18 protein-coding genes are annotated in these 18111 nt (G+C 55.2%); 9 read left to right on the forward strand and 9 right to left on the reverse strand.

Features of this window, described 5'->3' with window-relative positions; genetic code table 11:
* Nucleotide 1: 1 nt before the first annotated feature.
* Complete coding sequence (locus H6815_02930; protein ID MCB9859381.1) at nucleotides 2-976, reverse strand: hypothetical protein; 975 nt, start codon at nucleotides 974-976, stop codon at nucleotides 2-4.
* Between the two features lie 293 nt (nucleotides 977-1269).
* On the opposite strand from H6815_02930, the gene H6815_02935 reads away from it, so the two are divergent.
* The 3 genes from H6815_02935 to H6815_02945 all read left to right on the forward strand — a co-directional run bounded on the left by H6815_02935 (nucleotide 1270) and on the right by H6815_02945 (nucleotide 4389).
* Entirely contained in the window at nucleotides 1270-1605 is a 336-nt protein-coding gene (locus H6815_02935; GenBank protein MCB9859382.1) for an HU family DNA-binding protein, read from the forward strand.
* 133 nt (nucleotides 1606-1738) lie between these two features.
* Entirely contained in the window at nucleotides 1739-3172 is a 1434-nt protein-coding gene (locus tag H6815_02940; GenBank protein MCB9859383.1) for an O-antigen ligase family protein, read from the forward strand.
* The gene (locus H6815_02945) at nucleotides 3169-4389 is read left to right on the forward strand and encodes a hypothetical protein (protein MCB9859384.1); all 1221 of its coding nucleotides are present in this window, start codon (nucleotides 3169-3171) and stop codon (nucleotides 4387-4389) included. The genes H6815_02940 and H6815_02945 overlap by 4 nt, the downstream gene beginning before the upstream one ends.
* Here the strand turns inward: H6815_02945 and H6815_02950 are convergent.
* A complete protein-coding gene (locus H6815_02950) occupies nucleotides 4386-4895 on the reverse strand; it encodes a hypothetical protein (GenBank protein MCB9859385.1) in 510 nt (169 codons plus the stop codon). The genes H6815_02945 and H6815_02950 overlap by 4 nt on opposite strands.
* A 176-nt stretch (nucleotides 4896-5071) precedes the next feature.
* Between H6815_02950 and sucD the strand changes: the two genes are divergently transcribed.
* The 4 genes from sucD to H6815_02970 all read left to right on the forward strand — a co-directional run bounded on the left by sucD (nucleotide 5072) and on the right by H6815_02970 (nucleotide 8935).
* On the forward strand, nucleotides 5072-6085 hold the full coding sequence (sucD, locus tag H6815_02955; GenBank protein MCB9859386.1) for a succinate--CoA ligase subunit alpha: 1014 nt from the start codon (nucleotides 5072-5074) through the stop codon (nucleotides 6083-6085).
* Between the two features lie 29 nt (nucleotides 6086-6114).
* The gene (locus H6815_02960) at nucleotides 6115-7113 is read left to right on the forward strand and encodes a hypothetical protein (GenBank protein ID MCB9859387.1); all 999 of its coding nucleotides are present in this window, start codon (nucleotides 6115-6117) and stop codon (nucleotides 7111-7113) included.
* Nucleotides 7114-7404: 291 nt separating this feature from the next.
* Nucleotides 7405-7560, forward strand: a complete 156-nt coding sequence (locus tag H6815_02965) for a hypothetical protein (GenBank protein MCB9859388.1) — start codon at nucleotides 7405-7407, stop codon at nucleotides 7558-7560.
* Between the two features lie 178 nt (nucleotides 7561-7738).
* Nucleotides 7739-8935 (forward strand): bifunctional methionine sulfoxide reductase B/A protein, encoded by a 1197-nt coding sequence (locus tag H6815_02970; GenBank protein MCB9859389.1) that lies wholly within the window; start codon nucleotides 7739-7741, stop codon nucleotides 8933-8935.
* Nucleotides 8936-8980: 45 nt separating this feature from the next.
* Here H6815_02970 and H6815_02975 read toward each other — a convergent pair whose 3' ends face one another.
* The 3 genes from H6815_02975 to H6815_02985 form a co-directional block, all read right to left on the reverse strand.
* Complete coding sequence (locus tag H6815_02975) at nucleotides 8981-9358, reverse strand: hypothetical protein (protein ID MCB9859390.1); 378 nt, start codon at nucleotides 9356-9358, stop codon at nucleotides 8981-8983.
* 143 nt (nucleotides 9359-9501) lie between these two features.
* On the reverse strand, nucleotides 9502-10038 hold the full coding sequence (locus H6815_02980; GenBank protein MCB9859391.1) for an SRPBCC domain-containing protein: 537 nt from the start codon (nucleotides 10036-10038) through the stop codon (nucleotides 9502-9504).
* The gene (locus H6815_02985; GenBank protein MCB9859392.1) at nucleotides 10031-10408 is read right to left on the reverse strand and encodes a helix-turn-helix transcriptional regulator; all 378 of its coding nucleotides are present in this window, start codon (nucleotides 10406-10408) and stop codon (nucleotides 10031-10033) included. The genes H6815_02980 and H6815_02985 overlap by 8 nt, the downstream gene beginning before the upstream one ends.
* 79 nt (nucleotides 10409-10487) lie before the next feature.
* On the opposite strand from H6815_02985, the gene H6815_02990 reads away from it, so the two are divergent.
* A complete protein-coding gene (locus H6815_02990; protein ID MCB9859393.1) occupies nucleotides 10488-10781 on the forward strand; it encodes a TfoX/Sxy family DNA transformation protein in 294 nt (97 codons plus the stop codon).
* Here H6815_02990 and H6815_02995 read toward each other — a convergent pair.
* Nucleotides 10773-11375 carry a hypothetical protein gene (locus H6815_02995; GenBank protein ID MCB9859394.1) on the reverse strand — a complete coding sequence of 201 codons (603 nt, stop codon included), beginning with the start codon at nucleotides 11373-11375 and terminating at the stop codon, nucleotides 10773-10775. The two genes, H6815_02990 and H6815_02995, sit on opposite strands and share 9 nt — an antisense overlap.
* A gap of 108 nt (nucleotides 11376-11483) precedes the next feature.
* The gene (locus tag H6815_03000) at nucleotides 11484-13259 is read right to left on the reverse strand and encodes a DUF11 domain-containing protein (protein ID MCB9859395.1); all 1776 of its coding nucleotides are present in this window, start codon (nucleotides 13257-13259) and stop codon (nucleotides 11484-11486) included.
* Between the two features lie 562 nt (nucleotides 13260-13821).
* Here H6815_03000 and H6815_03005 point away from each other — a divergent pair.
* Nucleotides 13822-14865 (forward strand): hypothetical protein, encoded by a 1044-nt coding sequence (locus tag H6815_03005; GenBank protein ID MCB9859396.1) that lies wholly within the window; start codon nucleotides 13822-13824, stop codon nucleotides 14863-14865.
* Between the two features lie 59 nt (nucleotides 14866-14924).
* Here H6815_03005 and H6815_03010 read toward each other — a convergent pair whose 3' ends face one another.
* Together H6815_03010 and H6815_03015 are read right to left on the reverse strand one after the other, a co-directional pair.
* Nucleotides 14925-15602 (reverse strand): hypothetical protein, encoded by a 678-nt coding sequence (locus H6815_03010; GenBank protein MCB9859397.1) that lies wholly within the window; start codon nucleotides 15600-15602, stop codon nucleotides 14925-14927.
* A 75-nt stretch (nucleotides 15603-15677) separates the two neighbouring features.
* A complete protein-coding gene (locus H6815_03015) occupies nucleotides 15678-17966 on the reverse strand; it encodes a hypothetical protein (GenBank protein MCB9859398.1) in 2289 nt (762 codons plus the stop codon).
* Between the last annotated feature and the right edge of the window lie 145 nt (nucleotides 17967-18111).

The following is an 18111-nucleotide window of genomic DNA, read 5'->3' on the forward strand; positions in this document are numbered from 1 at the left end:
ATCAGGTGTCCCACGATGGCGCAGCCCACTCGGGTTGCTCACCGGTGATGACACGCCACACATCTCGCACCACCCACGACATGTTCGTCTTCGCTGTCTGTGTGCATGATGCAAGGTGCGGAAGCAGTGTCACGTTTTCAATATCAAGCAACGGGTAGCTCCCGTCAACAGGCTCATGCGGATCGTGTACGTCGATTAATGCCTGCGCCTGCGGACGCTTGAGCATCGCATCAGCAAGTGCAAACGGATCAAGCACAAAGCCGCGGCTTGTGTTCAGGAATGTCACATCCTGTTTCATCGTTGAAAGCAGCTTCGCATGAACAAAGTGGGTGTTTGAGCTTCGTGCGTCGATATGCACCGTCACGATGTCGGCATCCGCAAAGAGCTGTTCCGGCGAAACGGACTCGCATCCAGCGACCTGCTGATCTTCGGTGATCTCACGCACATCGTTATAGAGCACACGCATATCGAGAGCCTTTGCCACGCGCGCAACACCGGTTCCGATCTTGCCGAACCCCAGGATGCCAATCGTCATATCCGAGAGCTGGCGATGCGTTGTGTTCCGCTGTCGCATTGCATTCCAGTCGCCTTGATTCACTGCGTGCGCCACGTATTCACGCGGTCGCAGCGCATCAATCATGAGTAACGTGACGTATTCAACAACTGCACGCGTGTTTGAGCCCGGTGTATGGACAACCTCTACACCGCGTTTTCTGCACGCGCCAATATCGATGTTCTCAAGTGCGACACCAGCACGCCCCACCACTTTCAGATGCGGTGCCTGATCAAGCAGGTGCTCGTCAACCGGCGTGTACGTGCGCACAACAAGTCCCTGTGCACGGGCGAGCAGATTGCCAAACTGCGGCTGATCGAGATGCGAACATCGCACGAGCTCGCATCGTTCTCCAAGCCATCGCGCAGGCTCCTCAGACAGATCTTCTGTCTGAATGACCAACGGCTTTGCGTCATCCGCCATGCAGTTCTCCCATCAGGTCCAAGCACACAAGTATCGGCGCGATCGATTCATTCGCAACTGTGGGCCGTGTTGTTGTATGGGCCAAATACCATTCATATTGCGAACAAAGCTGACGAATGAACGAGAATCCGCCCAAGTCCGAAAAAAACAACCACAAAGTTTTGTGGTTGCGAGATACTGGTGCCGATAGGTTGTGCTGTCGCAGCGTATCAGCTGTGAAACCACTATCCCGGGTTGCGGTGTCTCCCGCAGGGGCGGCCAGACGTCGTTGCCAGTGTTTGAGTGTACCTGCCATGAACAAAACTGATCTTATTGACCGTGTTGCATTGTCCATGGACACCACCAAAACCGCTGCTGCAAAGGCGGTTGAAGCCGTCTTCGAAGCGATTCGTGACGGTGTTCGTGACGATGCCAAAGTGACCATCGCCGGCTTCGGCACGTTTATCCGTCGAGACCGCTCAGAACGCATCGGCGTGAATCCGGTTACCAAGGAACCCATGACCATTGAGGCGTCACGCACATGCGCGTTCCGTGCTGCTCCGGCACTTCGTGATTCACTGGAGCCGAAGAAGGAAATACCTGCACCGCACATCATTGCACGACCTCGTGAGCACGCGCACGCGATGTGATCAACCAGTTCCCACCATCGGGCTGACGCGGCCCATGCCTCCGCTCGCTCGACCCCAACCGCCAACGCGCGTTCCTCCCAGCCGGACGCGCGTTGTGCTTTTTGATCAGCACATCCACACCTAAACTCTCAGCATGTCGCGTTCTGTCCTGCACCAACTCCTCCACTCTACTGCGCACGAGAGTGCGGGTACGCCGGTGAAACTGCAAGCAGGATGGAACCAACGGGTATGGCCCAGTTCTGATCAGATCAGGGCAGAGCGAGCTCGATGGCGTGCACGAGACCCACTGAACGCAAAGGTTCATCTCGCACTCTCCTGCGTATTCCTGGTGCTGGTCTCTTCACCTGTCTCGATTGTCGAGATTGCTGGCATCCCACTCTGGATCTGCGCAGTCATTGGCTTGCGCCACACCTACAAGTTGATGCTGTGGTCCATTGTCAGCCCAATTTCGCTCGTCATTATCGCATGGACAGCGTTCCGGTTTCTCTCGCTGACATGGTCCCCCGATGTCGTGCTGGGCCTTGATCATCTCGCGTCATTGCGATGGCTGTGGGCAATCCCCATGCTCGCGCCTGTACTCGATCAGCGCAGGGCACTTGTCAGCGCACTGTCCGCTGGCGTTGCGCTGGGGATGCTGGCACAACTTGTCAACTGGATTGGTCCGGCACTCAATCTGTATGACCCAATCTGGATACGAGCAGAAGATCGGTTTTCCGGATGGTGGCATCCTGTCATCGCGGGAACGATCCTCGTCGCTTCTCTCGGTCTCCATGCGCCGATTGCGATATGCACAACTGGCAGGAATCGGATGCTCGCAATCACCCTGATTCTGTGCGCGTGTGTTGCGATCATGGCAACCGGCAGCCGAGGCGCCTGGATAGAGGGTGCTGCTGTCCTGAGCATGATCGCACTCGCTGTGTTCGTTCGTCTGGTCCAGATTGCTGCAGGTAGACGGATATGGCTGGTGTTTGGAGGCTTTGCAACAGTGATCGTGCTCGTATGTGGCGCTGCGTGGATGCTCTTTGGCACATCGATCAGCGCACGGTATGAGCTTGCCAGAAATGAGATTACGCAGGCGATCGATCAGCAGAACTACTCGACAGATACCGGCGCACGAATGGCCATGCTGGTCATGGGATGGCAGTGCTTCACACACCATGCAGTCCTTGGTGTCGGCGAGGGTGGGTTTGCGTCGTGGTCACGCACACAACTTGCGCAGTCGTCCGATCCCGAGATCGATGTCAACCGGGTCATTCACAATCACGCCCACAACACATACGTCCACACGCTCGCCACCGGCGGGATATTGTCGGCCTTGTCTGGAGCGTGCATGATCGTGTTCGCAATCGGCAACGCTTTCAGTGTACTGCCCGGACCCAACCAGAGAAACAATGGATTGCAGCTTACGCCGTCCCACATCTATGCGATTGCCCCTGCATGCGCGCTGCTTGCGATCATGGTTGCCGGATTGTTCGACTCCATCCACATCAATGCGCAGACAAGCGCGTGGGTCTTCACACTTGTCGCGCTGTGCCAGCACGAACCTGTGCGGGATGGTGACACATGAACATCATCGCAGTTGTCGAGTATGTGCGAGCACAGCAGTGGCGCAAGGAGCAACTGGCAATCGATCTTGTTCTCGCTTTGGTTGCACGCGGACATCACGTCACCCTTCTATGCGATGCGATTGAGGATACGTCTGTACTGGAGCAGCGATCGATCGAATCGGCAGGTTCATTGACTGTCCGAATGCACAGACCGAACCGAAAACGCAACGACGGCCGCGCACGGTCGTTCGCGTGGTGGGCACGCACTGTCGTACAGCAGATCGGACACGACGCCGAAATATCCGGCATTGAAACTCCTGTTGTCATCTCGCTCACTCCCACCGTGTGCGGACAGGTGTGGCTGCCGATTGCCCGCGACCCCCGCGGCGCGCTCACACGTGTACTCCAGTCACCGAACCCGTTGTCGATGGGGATGGAGCTTGCGCGAGAGCGCAGCGAGTTTGTTGCATCCATCGCTTGCACAGAAGCGATGCGAGCGTATCGTGCCGGGCGCATCCTGCATGCGCTGCCGATCGGCGCAGAGCACAAGACACAGTGTTCACGATTGCGCATTGGTAATGACAAGGATAGCGTCGCAGGAGTCGGGTTTATCAGCCCGTTGTCATCACGATTGAATCGTGATGAGCTGGTTGAGATGCGACAAACGGCACGAGCACGGCTTCGGGCCATGCTTTCACTGGCACAGGACGCGACGCTCCTCGCGATGTCGCTCAACTCGCACGATCTTAATGCGATTGATAGTGTGTTTGCTGGTGTTGCCTTGATCGAACCGGAAGCAAGACCGATACTAGTCATTACAGGAAGCATGGCTGGTTCCATTGATGCACTTGCGTGCAAGCACGGTATTTCAGATCATGTCAGATTGATCGGGCCGACGAACCACATGGAACTGGTGCTGCTGGGGTCGCACGCTGCATTACATCCGGGGAGCATCGCTCCGCCGCGAGCACCGTTAGGGCGCTTCCTCGCGGACGCAACGTTCACGCACACATCTATCATCGCGGGCCCGAATGCATCGGGACGAGAACTCGCAGAGAATCATGGCGTGCTGGTCGATGCTCATGAACCGGGCGCATGGAGAGATGCAATCGCAAGTGCCCTGCACAAAGCAACGCATCTGAAACCGGGTTCCGCAGATGTGTCGGTCTGCCAGACAGCGCCTGCTATTGAACACTATCTCAGAAACGTCTTGAAACTCACTCTTAGTCGAATCTAGTTCATCACTCTTCCAACAATCTGCGCGATCGTCTCATGATGCTCATCCCACGATTTCCACACGCTGGTCGCCCAGATGCGCACACGCTGATGGTGGTCCGCTTCGGTCTGCGCATCGATCACATCATGGATAGTCAGCGATGCTCTCTGCGCGGGTGGGGCCATCCACGAGATCGTACCCGCGATCTTCCTGCACTCACGAATCATCTGCACGATTTCTCTCGCTGACATATTGTGATCCAGTGCACAATGCAATCCGATGAGATGCCCGAGCATCTCTCGTGCTCTTTGTGCAGACTCAGGTCCTGGATGCTGGACAGCGTACGCATCAAGCACAAGTTGGCGAACGTCTGGTGATGGCGCGCTATCGAACGCAGTACTGAGCACACGTGTGAATGTTGCCCAGCACGCAGGCGCTGCGTCCATGTGCTGATGCGTTGGGCCGGTAGAAAATGCAACTATCGCGCTGCAACCGGGGCAGATGATCATGTCGGAAGACGTGTCCAAGGAGATCCCCCATATGCCAGCCCGGATGATGGGGCTTGATTTCAATCGAATCGGGCTCTTTAGCCCCTACAAGCATACGAATCAGGCCCGCAAGCCGTGAAAACCCGGGCTTCGTGCGTACCCTACCCGCTCATATCCGCTGTTTCCGCGACGATTGTTTCCTGCAGGAGAGTGCCATGGCTGTTCTCATCAATGCCGATACCCGCGTCATCTGCCAAGGCATCACGGGCTCGTTCGGTGCAGTGCACACGAAGGGATGTTACAACTACGGCACGAAGATGGTCGGCGGCGTGACACCCGGCAAGGGCGGGCAGAAGGATGCCAACGGTCTGCCCATCTTCAACACGGTGGATCAGGCTGTCCGCGAGACCGGCGCGCACGCGACGATGATATTCGTCCCGCCCGCGTTCACTGGCGACGCGATTCTTGAAGCATTCGACGCGGGGTTGAAACTGGTGTGCGCGATTACCGAGGGCGTGCCCGTGCAGGACATGATCAAGGTCCGCGCTGTGCTTGATGAGTTGAACGCCAACACACGTCTGAATGGTGAAGACCCGTACGTGCTCATCGGTCCGAACTGCCCCGGCATCATCACACCCGGACCGAAAACCGGCGAGGGCGATTCACCATCGAACCCATATACAAACGCGGGATGCAAGATCGGTATCATGCCCGGATATATCAACACGCACATCTCAGAAGCTGCGTGCACCACGGGCAAATCTGTTGGCATCGTCTCGCGTTCCGGCACACTCACATATGAAGCAGTCTGGCAGACATCCAACGTCGGGCTCGCACAATCGACGTGCATCGGTATCGGCGGCGACCCTGTGCGCGGCATGAACCACATCGACGCGATCACACTCTTCCAGAACGACCCGGACACCGACGCGATTCTGATGATCGGCGAAATCGGTGGCACCGACGAGGAAGAGGCAGCAGCATTTATCAAGGCAAACGTGACCAAGCCGTGCGCTGCGTTCATCGCGGGCCGCACCGCACCTCCCGGCAAGCGCATGGGACATGCTGGCGCGATCATCGAATCCGGCTCGGGCGGGAAGCCCACCGGCACAGCAGATTCCAAAATCGAGGCGCTGCAAGCAGCCGGTGTCGAGGTCGCAATGAGCCCCGCTGATATGGGCAAAGCGATGGCAAAGGCCATGAAGCTTGAGGTCGTCGCGGGAGTGTAATAACTCATCAGGATGTTTGAGAGGATCAGATGAAACCCAATGTGCTCAGAGCGCTCAGCGAAGTGTTTTATCCTATTTCACGCGAAAGTGGGATCAAGCAACTCATCGATTTGGGGATCCTGAATAAAGAAACCGCGGGATGTCTTGCGGAGTTTCTCTCTGACGGGATGTACTCGTACCGAAAGATGTACGAGATGCTCGCGCCGGTAAAGGTTCGTCTTGACGAGTGGATGCGTGTTGCAGACTACTCAAAGTTTCGCCCAACGCAATCACTCGCATCGATCAAGCGGTACGCTCAAGCCTCCCCGTCCTATTTTTCAGTTGATGGATTGCGAGGTTCACATGTTCTCGACTTTGGTGCTGGACAGTACAGTCCATTATCAATCGCGATCCTGCTCTACATAAATGGTGCGGAGACAGTAACAGCATTTGAGCCCGCGGGATGGTTTCCCGATACAACACCGGTCTCGATACGCGAGTTGATCTCCGATATTCATGTGCAACCAGATACATACAACTTCGCAGGGCATAATGATGCTCGACTTCTCAAACGACGGCTTGCTGAACTCTCGTTCGAGGCGATCAATCAGGACGAGATCAATCTCGGCCCTATCAGGCTCTGCAAACATCTCGACTTTCAAAGCTATGCGTCTTCCTTTGATATGATCCTTTCGACCTCTGTCTTCGAGCACGTCAGCAGCTTTGACAATGAGATCCAGAATCATCTGACATCGCTTCGGCCCGGAGGCATATCGATCAACCGTGTTGACTTTACAGACCACAGGCAGTGGAAGCCTGAGCTCGTCCCTTTCGGATTTTATCGTGATGGTGTGCCATGCGGATGCAACCTGCTCCGTGTGTCGGACCTTGCCGATGCTGCCAAGAAAACGGGCGCAATGTTCGAGATCAAGGACTGTGTACTTGCCGACTCCAATACCATCGATGAGGAGCATCTTGTCGATCGCTTTCGTGGGTACACGCTCACCACACTGCGCACAATGGCTGCGACACTTGTGCTCGCAAAGTAAGCACTGTTCGAACATCAAAGTTGTGTCGTTCGGGACAACCGCGGACTGAAGATCATCTCTATTAGCACCTCATGCGCGGTTGATCTGAGTTACAATAGTGGTGAGTGCAGGTGCATTGAAGCGGGCAACCACATTATGCAAGAAACAATGCCATGGTACGAGCACACGGACGGGAATCTCTGATTATTGTCGGTACATACGCGTTGGTACTCACTTGTAACGCTCAACCTCCTTTCTTTGCACTCAGCGGGGGACTGATGGAGGGCATCAGCGATCTCATCCGATAGTTCGTTGATCGCTGGATGGAGGTGTGATGGATCAGGCCCAATCGGCAGCTTTGTTGTACACCTTGGCGCATCGTGCTACGCCGATTACGACGGCTCTGGCCCATTGAATATCTTTGATTACATCTGCTTCGGCAATGAGTTCGCAACTGGATGCAAATAAACGCAGTAATACCTGACAAAGAATGAATCTCTATATAGAACGTCCCAGTCTTTGGGACGTTCTGTGACATGAAGAAAATCCAGTGATGTCACGGTTTGATCGCGTCACTCATCAGATGCATCAGCACCCACGAACTGGCAGACGGAATAGTATGTGCCGTTCTTTGATTGGACCTCCTATGAAATCGCACATCACCACAACGCTTGCAGGCATCACCGCTCTCGGTATGGCTGGCATTCTCGCCTTCGCAGGACTGGGATTGCCTACCGGCGAGCAAAGAATCGACCAGACACCGCAGCGTGTGCTCCTTGACATGCTCCAGCCGGAACAGCAGCCATCACCGCACGATCCACTGCATGCACAACCAGACCAGACCATGACAACAACATCAGAAACATCAACCCAGCGACGCATTGTCTCTCGCAGTGCATATAACATTACGCCACTCTCCAAAGATCGCGTTGCCGAACTCGCGTCTGTGCTTGACGAGGAGACGTACCGCATCACACAGAACGCTGGAACCGAAGCTGCGTTCTGTGGCAATCTGCTTGATAACCACAAGGATGGCACGTATGTCTGCGTGGTGTGTGGACTTCCACTGTTCTCCAGCGAGCACAAGTTCACATCGGGCACAGGCTGGCCGAGCTTCGATCGCGAGTTCGATCCGCAGCACGTCGCCAAGAAGGTCGATACGTCGTACGGCATGACGCGCGTCGAGATCAACTGCGCGCGTTGCGGCTCACACCTCGGACACGCGTTCCCAGATGGTCCAACCGAAACTGGCGTGCGCCATTGCTTAAACTCAGCGTCATTGACATTCATCGAGAAGGGCGAGGAGTTTCCGGATCGCAGCAAGCCAATACCAACTGAGACCGCGTACTTCGCGGGCGGGTGCTTCTGGGGCATAGAGCACTTCTTTCAGGCTGGCCCCGGCGTGATCTCCGCAGAATCCGGTTACATGCAGGGAAAAACCGAAGCACCGTCGTACAAGGATGTCTGCTACACCAACACAGGCCACGCCGAGACAGTGAAGGTCGTCTACGACCCAACGCAGATCACATACGCACGACTATTGCAGGCATTCTTCACCATGCATGATCCCACAACGTTGAACCGCCAAGGTCCGGATGTTGGCGAGCAGTATCGCTCCGGCATCTGGTACGTGAACGATCAGCAGCGCGATGCTGCCAAGGAGTTCGTGAAGATACTGAATGAATCCGGTGTTCTTCGAAATCCCATTGTCACACAGATTGAAAAGGCAGAGACATTCTGGCCTGCCGAGGAGTACCACCAGGACTACATCGCGAAGACCGGACGCGCGTGTCACATTGCCGATCCGTGGACTGCGGACGAAAAGGCGCGTGCAGCGAGATAAACATATTCAAGTCCACGGATTGCAAACCGTGGGCTGTGTTCTTTCTCACCTCGTACCACGTAACTTCGCGCCAACGAGTGTCATTGGTACCAACAGCACCAGAAATGAGATGTGATACCACGCAGGCATAAGGTTCCACACCCCTGTCTGCACACCGATCCCGGTCAATAGCAGTGCAATGGAGAGCACGATTCCGCAGCGCATCCGATGCATTGGCCTGGCAATGGATGTTGTCACAATACCCGCAGCAAGTGAGCAGACAACACTCAGTACGAGAGCAATAGCGAGCGGACCAGCATCGCCATAGAACTGACCCTCACCAACAACCTTCGCTGCATCGGGAAGCAGGACGGCATTGCCCCCGAGCCAGATGCATGTCCAGATCGCGTACCCGACGATGACTCCGATGATTGCTCGTGCCATATCGATCTCCTTTGTTGTTTGTTCCCTTTTCATGCGCGCACCGACAGCGCACCATTCATATGGCTATATTACTCAACACCCATTTCTTGCAATGTTTCTCTCTGGAGCGGACTTTCTGACCGCAGACCGTTTCTCAGACACGCCTACACGGGCCAGTGCTCACTCAAACACTTCTTGGGCGTGAACAACCCCATGACCTTGAACATGACAAACAGCATGCGCGTCCCCGTGCTGGGCTTCCCTGTTTCGATGACACTCTTGAGCGTGCCAACGATCATCTTGCCGCCCATCAGCATCTGCTTGGCGGTCTTGGTGTTCACTGGGATATCCCTGATGGTCAGTGTGAACGACACGCCGTCACTCACTGACTCAAGGTCGTAGACGACAACGCACTCGGGGTCGTTGTAGTTTGTAAACTTGAATGTGTGCGCGAACCGCTTCGGCGGATCGAACTCTGTAATCTCACCAACCACGCCCGTGTACTTGCCATCGGGCGTGCGCATCGCGATCTTTGATCCAGGGGTGAGTGATTTCGCGTGCATGACAGAGTTAAAGAACGCGGGGATGGGCTTGCCATCGGTGCGAGTGATCTCGCGCCACACGTCCTCGATCGTGCCTTTGATCTTCACGTTGAACTTGGCGATCGTCGGACCTTCGTTGGCGATGGTAATGTCAGGCATGCTTTGTGTTCCTTGCGTTTGCAGCAGACTCGACACGAAACTGAATATCCGCGAGATGACCAGCCCAGAACTGGCTGTACTGGTCGGTCCAGCGGTCGTAGATCATCTGGATGGGCACGACGTTGAAGAACAGCCGGCGCTCACGCCCGTGAGGCTCTGACAGCACGAGGTTTGCGTTCTCCAATGTCGTGATGTGCTTCATCACCGCGATACGCGAGATGTCAAAGTGGGATGAGACCGCTTTGACGGTCATCCCTGGCGAGGTCTGGAGCAGATCGAGGATCCGCCGACGCACCGGGTGGGCAAACGCAGCAAAGACCGCGTCGATTTCGGTAAGCTGGGTTTCATTTTGGCGTGGCGCGGACGACATAAGTAACAATATTGTTACCTATTTTCGCCGCCCTGTCAACCCTTGCAAAGAGTTTGAGTTTTTGTTAGGATTATGTTTTATGAAAGCCACAACAAAGCCCGCATCCCGCAACCTCATCGATCTCCGCTCTGTCGGGAAAGCAACCGTCGGCGATTTCCATCTGCTCGGCATCACCACCGTTGAAGATCTGGCAAAGCAGGACGCGAAGACGCTCTACGACAGGCTCTGCAGAAAGACCGGCGTGCAACAAGACATGTGCGTGCTCGACGTGTTTGAGTGCGCGATCGCACAGGCAAAGAACCCGAACCTGCCGGCGGAGCAGTGCGACTGGTGGTACTGGTCGAAGCAACGAAAAGCCGGGACATCAGTTTGAAGGGACTGACGCAACCAGCGCATTGAGATGCCCCTCAACCTCGCGCACGTTAGCAACACCAAGAAAACCTTTGAAGATACGCTGCTCAGGCCAGTCACCCGAGCCCTGCACGCGCCTGCGGATCACCTGAAAGATGATATCGCCCGCACCGTGTGGTCCTGTGCGAACCGTGAGATTCCCAAGTCGCTCGGGCGTGTATTCGTGTACGACTGTCTCGCCGTCCTTTTTCAGATACATCACGAGTGCTCGCTTGTTTGTCACTGCATAGAACGTGCGCTTTGTGCGCTGGCTGATCAAGACTGGCGAGAAGAGAAACAGCAACCCAACAAATAAAAACGGAAAGACGATGAGCATTGGAACAACCGGCAGCGGCTTCCCACTTGTGCTTGCTCTTGAGTAAAGCGAGTACAGAATCAACGCAGAGAACAGTGTAAAAGTAAGACCAAAGAGCACGGCAGTGATCGACTGTTTCTTTGCCGCAGCTGCGAGCCTTGGACCTGCCCAGACAACAGATTCACCCTCCTTCAGCGTTTGCTGAAGGGCGGTATCCATCTCGTTACTCAACGGCGTATCAACCAGTTCGAATGAGCCCATGGGCAAGTGTAGTTCACTGGGGTGTCCAACGAAAAACCCCGGGGAGCGAAATCCCCGGGGTCTGAACTCTCACTTCACACGATCGTGTCGTGTGTTCTGATCAATCGATCAGAAGTTGTAGAAGCGGGTTGCTTCTGTCTCGACAACGTTGGAGTCGAGTTCCTTGGTGTCCATCTCGACGCGGAAGCGGACGTCGCCCGTTCCAGCAGCCTTGACGACGATACGCCACTGGGCCTGCTGCTTCGGAGCAAGCACTGGGAGTGCAGCAAAGGTGACTGTGCCATTGGCGAATGTGCCGCGTGTGTCACCTGCAGCCGAGACAAACTCTGCGCCTGTGGGCAGTGTTGCACGGATCTGGATGTCGCTGTCCTGGGCTGTGCCCTGGTTGGTCACAGTGATGACGTAGGTTGTCTGCTCACCAACGAGGACCGGGTCTGGACCGTCAACCACTTCGAGGAGCACAGCGGGGATACCGCGGAACCTGGTCGAGCATGTTGCGGTTGCTTCGTTCGCACATGCGCCCGAGACACGGACTGTGCCGGTGACTGACTCTGCACCGTTGGGGTTGATGCCGAAGTTGATCTCGCGGGATGCGCCCGGAGCGAGTGTACCGATGTTCCAGCCGATGGAGTTGCCGGTCACGCGACCATTATCAGATGCTGAAGCAAATGCCGTGCCTGCTGGGACCGGAGCGGAAAGAACAACGTTCTCTGCTGGTGCTTCACCTGTATTGCGGACAACGACCTTGAATGTTGCGGGTGCGCCGAAGTAACGCTCACCAGCGCAGTCCACCGCGACCTGAAGTTCGGGCTGACGGACAGTGATGCACGGATTTGCGGATTCAGCTGTGAGACCTTCGCCGGAAGCTGTTGCTGTCGAGCAGTATGAGCCCGAGCCTGAAGCCTTGCCAGCGACGGTGAAGGTTCTGCACTCACCAGCTGGGATCGAGCCAGCATTGCCCTCAAAGGCGGTGCGCCCGTCGATTGTGAAGCCCGCGGGGAGTTGGTCACGAACGATCACGTTGTCGATCGTGCCGGTACCCGTGTTGCAGACACGGTAGACAACTTCAAATGTGTCGCACGGTGTGCCAGCATCGGGACTGACGGTCTTCGTCAACTCGAGTGCGGGCTCGACCACGTTTGTTGTCATGCACATGGAGGTGTTGTACGACGCTGTGGTGCAGGAACCAACAGAACCCGTACCGCCAGCCACTGCTGTCACGCGAACGGTGCGTGTTTCACGCGGCGAAAGGTTGCCAAGTGCCCACGCCATTCCACCCGACGCGTCGCGGTTGAATGTCGGCTCTGACTCACGGATTGTGAGAGCACCAGTCGGTGCGTCATTCACAACAACGTTCTGGAGTTCCATGTTGGTGAGGTTGGTTGTACGCAGCTCGTATGTGAACGGCTGGCCTGAGCGAACCTCAACAGGCATGAACTTTTCAACGAGCAGCGCGCTGGTGCGCTCATCGCCAGTTGGATACGCGAGCACTGCGCGAGCCATGCCTTCGCCATTGACCGTGGGACGTGACGTGTTTGTTGCCACGTTTGAAGTCGGACGTGAGGTATTGATGTTCGAGTTTGTCTGGGCAGGCTTTGCTGCAACAGGCTTTGACTCTGTTGTGGTTGTTGCAGCCGGTTTCGAAGCAGTGCTTGTGCTGGTGTTCGCAGCCGATGTGTTTGTCCGAACGACCGGACGCGCAACAGTCGAACCAGTACGAATGTTTGTCTCGCCACCGTTGGATGTGCGTGCCATCCCGTCTCGCGGTGTTCCGACTGCCGCTGTGTTTGTATACGTCCCCTGCTGTGCACATCCGGCGAACATGAGGAGTGCTGTAACTCCCATGACGACAGCCGAAGCGCCTGTTGCCCCTATACGTTTCATACTTATTATCTCCTTATAACTGCTGACGATGCAAGACCATCGACCACACGAGGGAAAGGTCAGGTCTACGCGAACGCAGAGCCCACCCAAAGGATCTGGTGCATGGAGATACACACTCCTGCAACAGCCCCCCACTCAAACCACCAACCTGCCCCAAACATCTGGGTTTCTCCCGGATTCAGCCTTTGCGCACCTTGCACTCAGGATGAATTCCACACCAGGATCGACGCATAATAACAGATTGTTGGACCAAACGCGAACGCTGTTGATTCCGAAGAAATCAACCCCCATCCGTGCTGAAGCGCGTTCGTTACGACTTGTAAGCCTAGCCAATGAAGGGGGTTTCGTCGATTCCAGGGGCTTTTCCATAAGGAAAAAACCGCTCACTGGTTTCAGCGTGATGCCAGAATCAAGCGAATCACTCGTTCATTTCGTCAGTTATTGCCCCTTGTTTTCCACGCGCATGTATGGCTGTTTTTTCGGCTTTCCACGCCAGATAACAGCGGATCTCGGTTCCATTTACAACACTCACTTGGGTCTGTCCCACGTTGATCCGATCCCAATGCTGAACCAGCTGTGTGGTCTGTGCCCATCCGGCACCGCTCAGCACGACATCAATGGCAAAGAGGCCAAGACGGAGGACGGATCGATCATGGTTACCGGTTTTATGCTCGCGTCAACGGTTGCACTGGGTGGCGGACTTGATACGAACGGCACGTTCGTGATCAGCGCGCCGAGCCCCATCGCAACCACATATGCACCAAACTTCGCCAGTGCGTTCGAGCGCACCGGTGCATCCAGCGTGTCCATCAAGCAGAACAACACATCAGAAGGGTTCAACTGGACAAGCACTGGCAAGGCAACGGTTGCATTCTCAAATCGCCCATTCTCATCAGCATTTGATGGCAGTTCCAGCAACGTGTCATTCACACTCTTTGCATGGGATGGCCTGACACCCATCGTCAACAGCACAAACCCCGTTCAGAACTTCAGCCAGGAGCAGTTGCAGAATATCTTCAACGGCACCACGACAAGCTGGAGTGACTTTGGCGGCAGCAACTCGAACATCACCATCTGCGTGCTGAACAGCACCAGCGACGGCGTCGAGTTCCTTTCTCACGCGTTCCTCTTTGGCAACTCTGCGTGGACAGCACCGTCAAGCGCGGTGACATTCAACACCACAGAGCAGCTTGAGCAGTACGTCTCCACACACCCGAACGCGATCGGATTCTCAACCTACTCATCGTGGCGTTCCAACAGCAACTCGGGTACATCGAGCTATACAAGTGCTGCAGTTGATGGCGTGTTCCCATCCACGGGCACAATCCAGGACGGTACATACAGCTTCTCGTTCCCTGTCTTTGCGACCACCAGCACCTCAAGTGAAGGCTCAGATGCTTCTGCGTTCACAGGATGGCTGACCAGCACCGAGGGCCAGTCCTTCGTATCAACACAGCATCTCGTGCCTCTATCGCAGGGTGCTCGCGCGTTCAAGCAGTTCGCCTTCTTTGGCAACACGAACTTCATCAGCAACTACAACGAGCTCTCACAACAGGCAAACAACACAGTGGCAAACGTCACCGAATCATTCACTGCGGAGCAGTAAGCATCCGTGACCGACTGAATCTACGCCGCCCTGTCGAGTGATCGACAGGGCGGTTTTCTTCATCTGTTTTCTACATCGGGTGGCGTCCACACATTCGACGGTATCGCCCCGTAGTACTCCTTATACTCGTCAAGAATGTGCTGGAGGACTGTTTTTCCCATCGCGCGTGCATCGTCAATAAACTCTTTGTCCGAGGCTGCATCACCAGCAACATGATCAAGGTACCAATACCCGTCTTTCAACTGAAAGTACGCAGTGTAATACACGTCGCCGTTTGCGGGATCACCCACATTGCAGAATCCCTTGTCACCTTCAACCCACGTTGTAATCGGCTTGATACCGTCGTCTTCGTCGGCGTAGTAAACTCCTTCGTCCATCATCCATTCAAAGTATGAGAATGGCGTCATCTCGCGCAACTCGTTCTTTCCAAGCTTGCTGCGAAGATGGAGCACAGAAATCAGCCTCATTGGCGGCAATGCCTGCGCCTCTTCTTTGGTCGCAAATCGTGCAAGCCTGATGTGCTCCTTCGTTAGCTCGATGGACTCGGGAGTCATCCATGTCAGGTATGCCTGAGCATCTCGATTTGCCAGCGCATGCTCGCTTGCGTGATACGTTTCAAGCACCCCGTCTTCAGGCCGCTCACACCCGCCCAGCGGCACAAGAACGGCGGCAATAACTGCAAGCAGAACAGCGCGCAAGATAAGAGACGGTACGGCCAAGGGTGTGCTTCTCATCATGGCGGGCAGTGTACAGAACCCTTCACCACGATGCAAGACGGAATGTCCCAAGGTGCAAGAAAATGAACTGTTTGTTTACCTGTCACACCCCGCTGAGTACGCGTTGCCAAAGCAGATGTAATCAAAGACGTTCAAGCTCCCGTTGCCATCGCAGTCTGCATAGCTCCAACCACCTGAATAGTACGAGGAAAAACAGATGTAATCGAAGATATCAAGCGATCCATCCCGGTTGCAATCGGCGAGGCACACCGAAGCACACTCGATGTGTCCGTACGCTGGCTGACTTCCAACGTATCCGATATTCTGCATACCAGCCAGTGTCAGCACTCCACCTACATTGGCTGATGCGCTGAATGTCGTCCGGTCGTATGGAATCTGCACCTGATGTAGTTCATTCCCATCCCAGCGCGCAACCGATCCAGCGATGCCGTTCGATGTCGTAAAGTTGAACATTCCAAAGAGATACAGCGAATCGTCATGCACTTGCAGCATATCGATGCGAGGATCACCAACGTTGATGGGGGTTGTAAACGACGTCCAGGCTGAGCCATCCCATCGAGCGACAGCCTTGGTCGGCTCACCAGAAACTATCTTAAAACTCCCGCCGACATACAGCTCGTTGTTGTATACAGCAAGCGATGTGATGTCCCCACCCTCCACTCCCTCATCAAGCGGCGACCAAGCCACACCATCCCATGAAGCAATGTTGTTCGCCTGGATGCTTCCAGCATCATGAAAACTTCCCGCAACCACAAGATTTCCCTGAAATCCAACCATGGCGTTCACTCGCACCGCAGATTGAAATATCGGATCATTCTGCCAATGCAATCCATCACCAAGCGAATGCCATGCGGTGCCATCCCATCGAGCAATGGCTCTTGCATCCGTTGCACCTGCCTGGGTAAACCTGCCCGCTGCGATCAGATCTCCCTCATAGTCTGTTATAGCCTGCACCTCTACCGAGTAGTTCGGGTACGCGAACGGCTCGCCGACACTGCTCCATGTGTTTCCATCCCAACGGACAAGCGATGAGACGGGAACTCCGTTCAGTTCTGTGAAGTTTCCACCAACATACAATGATCCCTCTTTTTCAAACAGCGACAGGATATATCCAACACCAAAGTCGCTGTTGTACGGCTGCCAAGTTGTTCCATCCCAATACGTCAGTGCATCCGAAGTAAACGAGCCCTGTGCCGACTGTGGCTGCCCACCCACAATAAACTTGTCGTCATACTCGATTGCAGCTTTCGGAGAAGGCGACGGCGTGTACCCACCAAGTGCGGTCCATTCCAAGCCATCGTATGCGGTAATACCTGACACCTGCGCGTTGTAAACGCTGAGAAAATCACCACCGACAATCTGCTGCCCCTGAAAGACATTCGCTGTTCGCACCCAGCCGCCGAAATCTGCCCCTGTTGTTCCGATCCCTTCCCACTCAAACCCGTTCCATGATGCAACACTCGAACCGCCTGTCAGACTTCCCGAGTTCCAGAAGCTGAACCCTCCAACAGCAAAGAGCTTCCCATCCAGAACACTCAGACGATCCACATATTCGGAAGGACCTCCGATGCGTTCACCGACGGGCACCCATTGTGATCCATCCCAGCGCGCCACCGAGTGTGTTCCTATCCCAGCAAATCCACCGGCGTAGAGCTGATCATTGAAGACAGTTACCGTATAGGTTGAAAACCCGGGATACCCAAGTGATACCCACTGGTCATTCACCCACTGGTAGACTGCAGCATAGTCCGCAATCACAGGTGCATTCTGGAATACGGTGAACGCGTATGGATTCGATGCTGGTGATTCTGGTGTGTGAGGCCGCCAGTCAACCCCATCCCATACGAGCACACCTCTGAAGGTTACCGTGCTGTTTGCATCGGTGAGATAACCATACGCAAGAAGGTCATCACCACGTTGTGCGAGCAGTTGTGCGGTGTGAGCATGCGCATTCGCACCCATTCGCTCCCACGCAGTCCCATTCCAGCGAGCCGTTCCGGTGTATGGGAGTTCAAACAGGTTGTACTGTGAGCCAGCGATCAGCATGCCGTCATGCGACAGCAACGTGTGTGCTTCAGCAATAATGCCATCTCCAAACGAATGCCAGGCCGTACCGTCCCACGCAGCAATGTTTCTTGCGATCGTGCTGCCTGCCTGTGAAAACCGTCCCGACACAACGAGCACGCTGTCCTGCGGTCCCGCGCCGTCCGGATCCCACACAAGCGATGACTCAACCGAGCCCGAAACTCCGGGCACATTCGAATAGGGCAGCAACGCAACCGCTTCTTCACACTGCACTTGCGCAAGACATGACGTTGTGCCAGCACCTGCTATCAGCAGAAGAGGTGTTGATCGAAATCGCATGCGTGGTCTCCTTCTGAATGTGAACAATGTCACCAACCTACTGGCTTCGGCAGTTGCGATACTGGTTGATCAACAAATGAGATACTCGACTGCACTCAACGCAGTTGGAAGCACACGATTTAACAAAAAAAACGGGACGGCATGT

Source organism: Phycisphaeraceae bacterium (genome assembly GCA_020639155.1).
Taxonomy (GTDB): domain Bacteria; phylum Planctomycetota; class Phycisphaerae; order Phycisphaerales; family UBA1924; genus JACKHF01.

What these genes read in the sequence shown, in the direction of transcription:
- H6815_02930 (MCB9859381.1), bottom strand. Translation starts at nt 976, where the DNA reads ATGGCGGATGACGCAAAGCCGTTGGTCATTCAGACAGAAGATCTGTCT.
- H6815_02935 (MCB9859382.1), top strand. Translation starts at nt 1,270, where the DNA reads ATGAACAAAACTGATCTTATTGACCGTGTTGCATTGTCCATGGACACC.
- H6815_02940 (MCB9859383.1), top strand. Translation starts at nt 1,739, where the DNA reads ATGTCGCGTTCTGTCCTGCACCAACTCCTCCACTCTACTGCGCACGAG.
- H6815_02945 (MCB9859384.1), top strand. Translation starts at nt 3,169, where the DNA reads ATGAACATCATCGCAGTTGTCGAGTATGTGCGAGCACAGCAGTGGCGC.
- sucD (MCB9859386.1), top strand. Translation starts at nt 5,072, where the DNA reads ATGGCTGTTCTCATCAATGCCGATACCCGCGTCATCTGCCAAGGCATC.
- H6815_02960 (MCB9859387.1), top strand. Translation starts at nt 6,115, where the DNA reads ATGAAACCCAATGTGCTCAGAGCGCTCAGCGAAGTGTTTTATCCTATT.
- H6815_02970 (MCB9859389.1), top strand. Translation starts at nt 7,739, where the DNA reads ATGAAATCGCACATCACCACAACGCTTGCAGGCATCACCGCTCTCGGT.
- H6815_02975 (MCB9859390.1), bottom strand. Translation starts at nt 9,358, where the DNA reads ATGGCACGAGCAATCATCGGAGTCATCGTCGGGTACGCGATCTGGACA.
- H6815_02980 (MCB9859391.1), bottom strand. Translation starts at nt 10,038, where the DNA reads ATGCCTGACATTACCATCGCCAACGAAGGTCCGACGATCGCCAAGTTC.
- H6815_02985 (MCB9859392.1), bottom strand. Translation starts at nt 10,408, where the DNA reads ATGTCGTCCGCGCCACGCCAAAATGAAACCCAGCTTACCGAAATCGAC.
- H6815_02990 (MCB9859393.1), top strand. Translation starts at nt 10,488, where the DNA reads ATGAAAGCCACAACAAAGCCCGCATCCCGCAACCTCATCGATCTCCGC.
- H6815_02995 (MCB9859394.1), bottom strand. Translation starts at nt 11,375, where the DNA reads ATGGGCTCATTCGAACTGGTTGATACGCCGTTGAGTAACGAGATGGAT.
- H6815_03000 (MCB9859395.1), bottom strand. Translation starts at nt 13,259, where the DNA reads ATGAAACGTATAGGGGCAACAGGCGCTTCGGCTGTCGTCATGGGAGTT.
- H6815_03005 (MCB9859396.1), top strand. Translation starts at nt 13,822, where the DNA reads ATGCTGAACCAGCTGTGTGGTCTGTGCCCATCCGGCACCGCTCAGCAC.
- H6815_03010 (MCB9859397.1), bottom strand. Translation starts at nt 15,602, where the DNA reads ATGATGAGAAGCACACCCTTGGCCGTACCGTCTCTTATCTTGCGCGCT.
- H6815_03015 (MCB9859398.1), bottom strand. Translation starts at nt 17,966, where the DNA reads ATGCGATTTCGATCAACACCTCTTCTGCTGATAGCAGGTGCTGGCACA.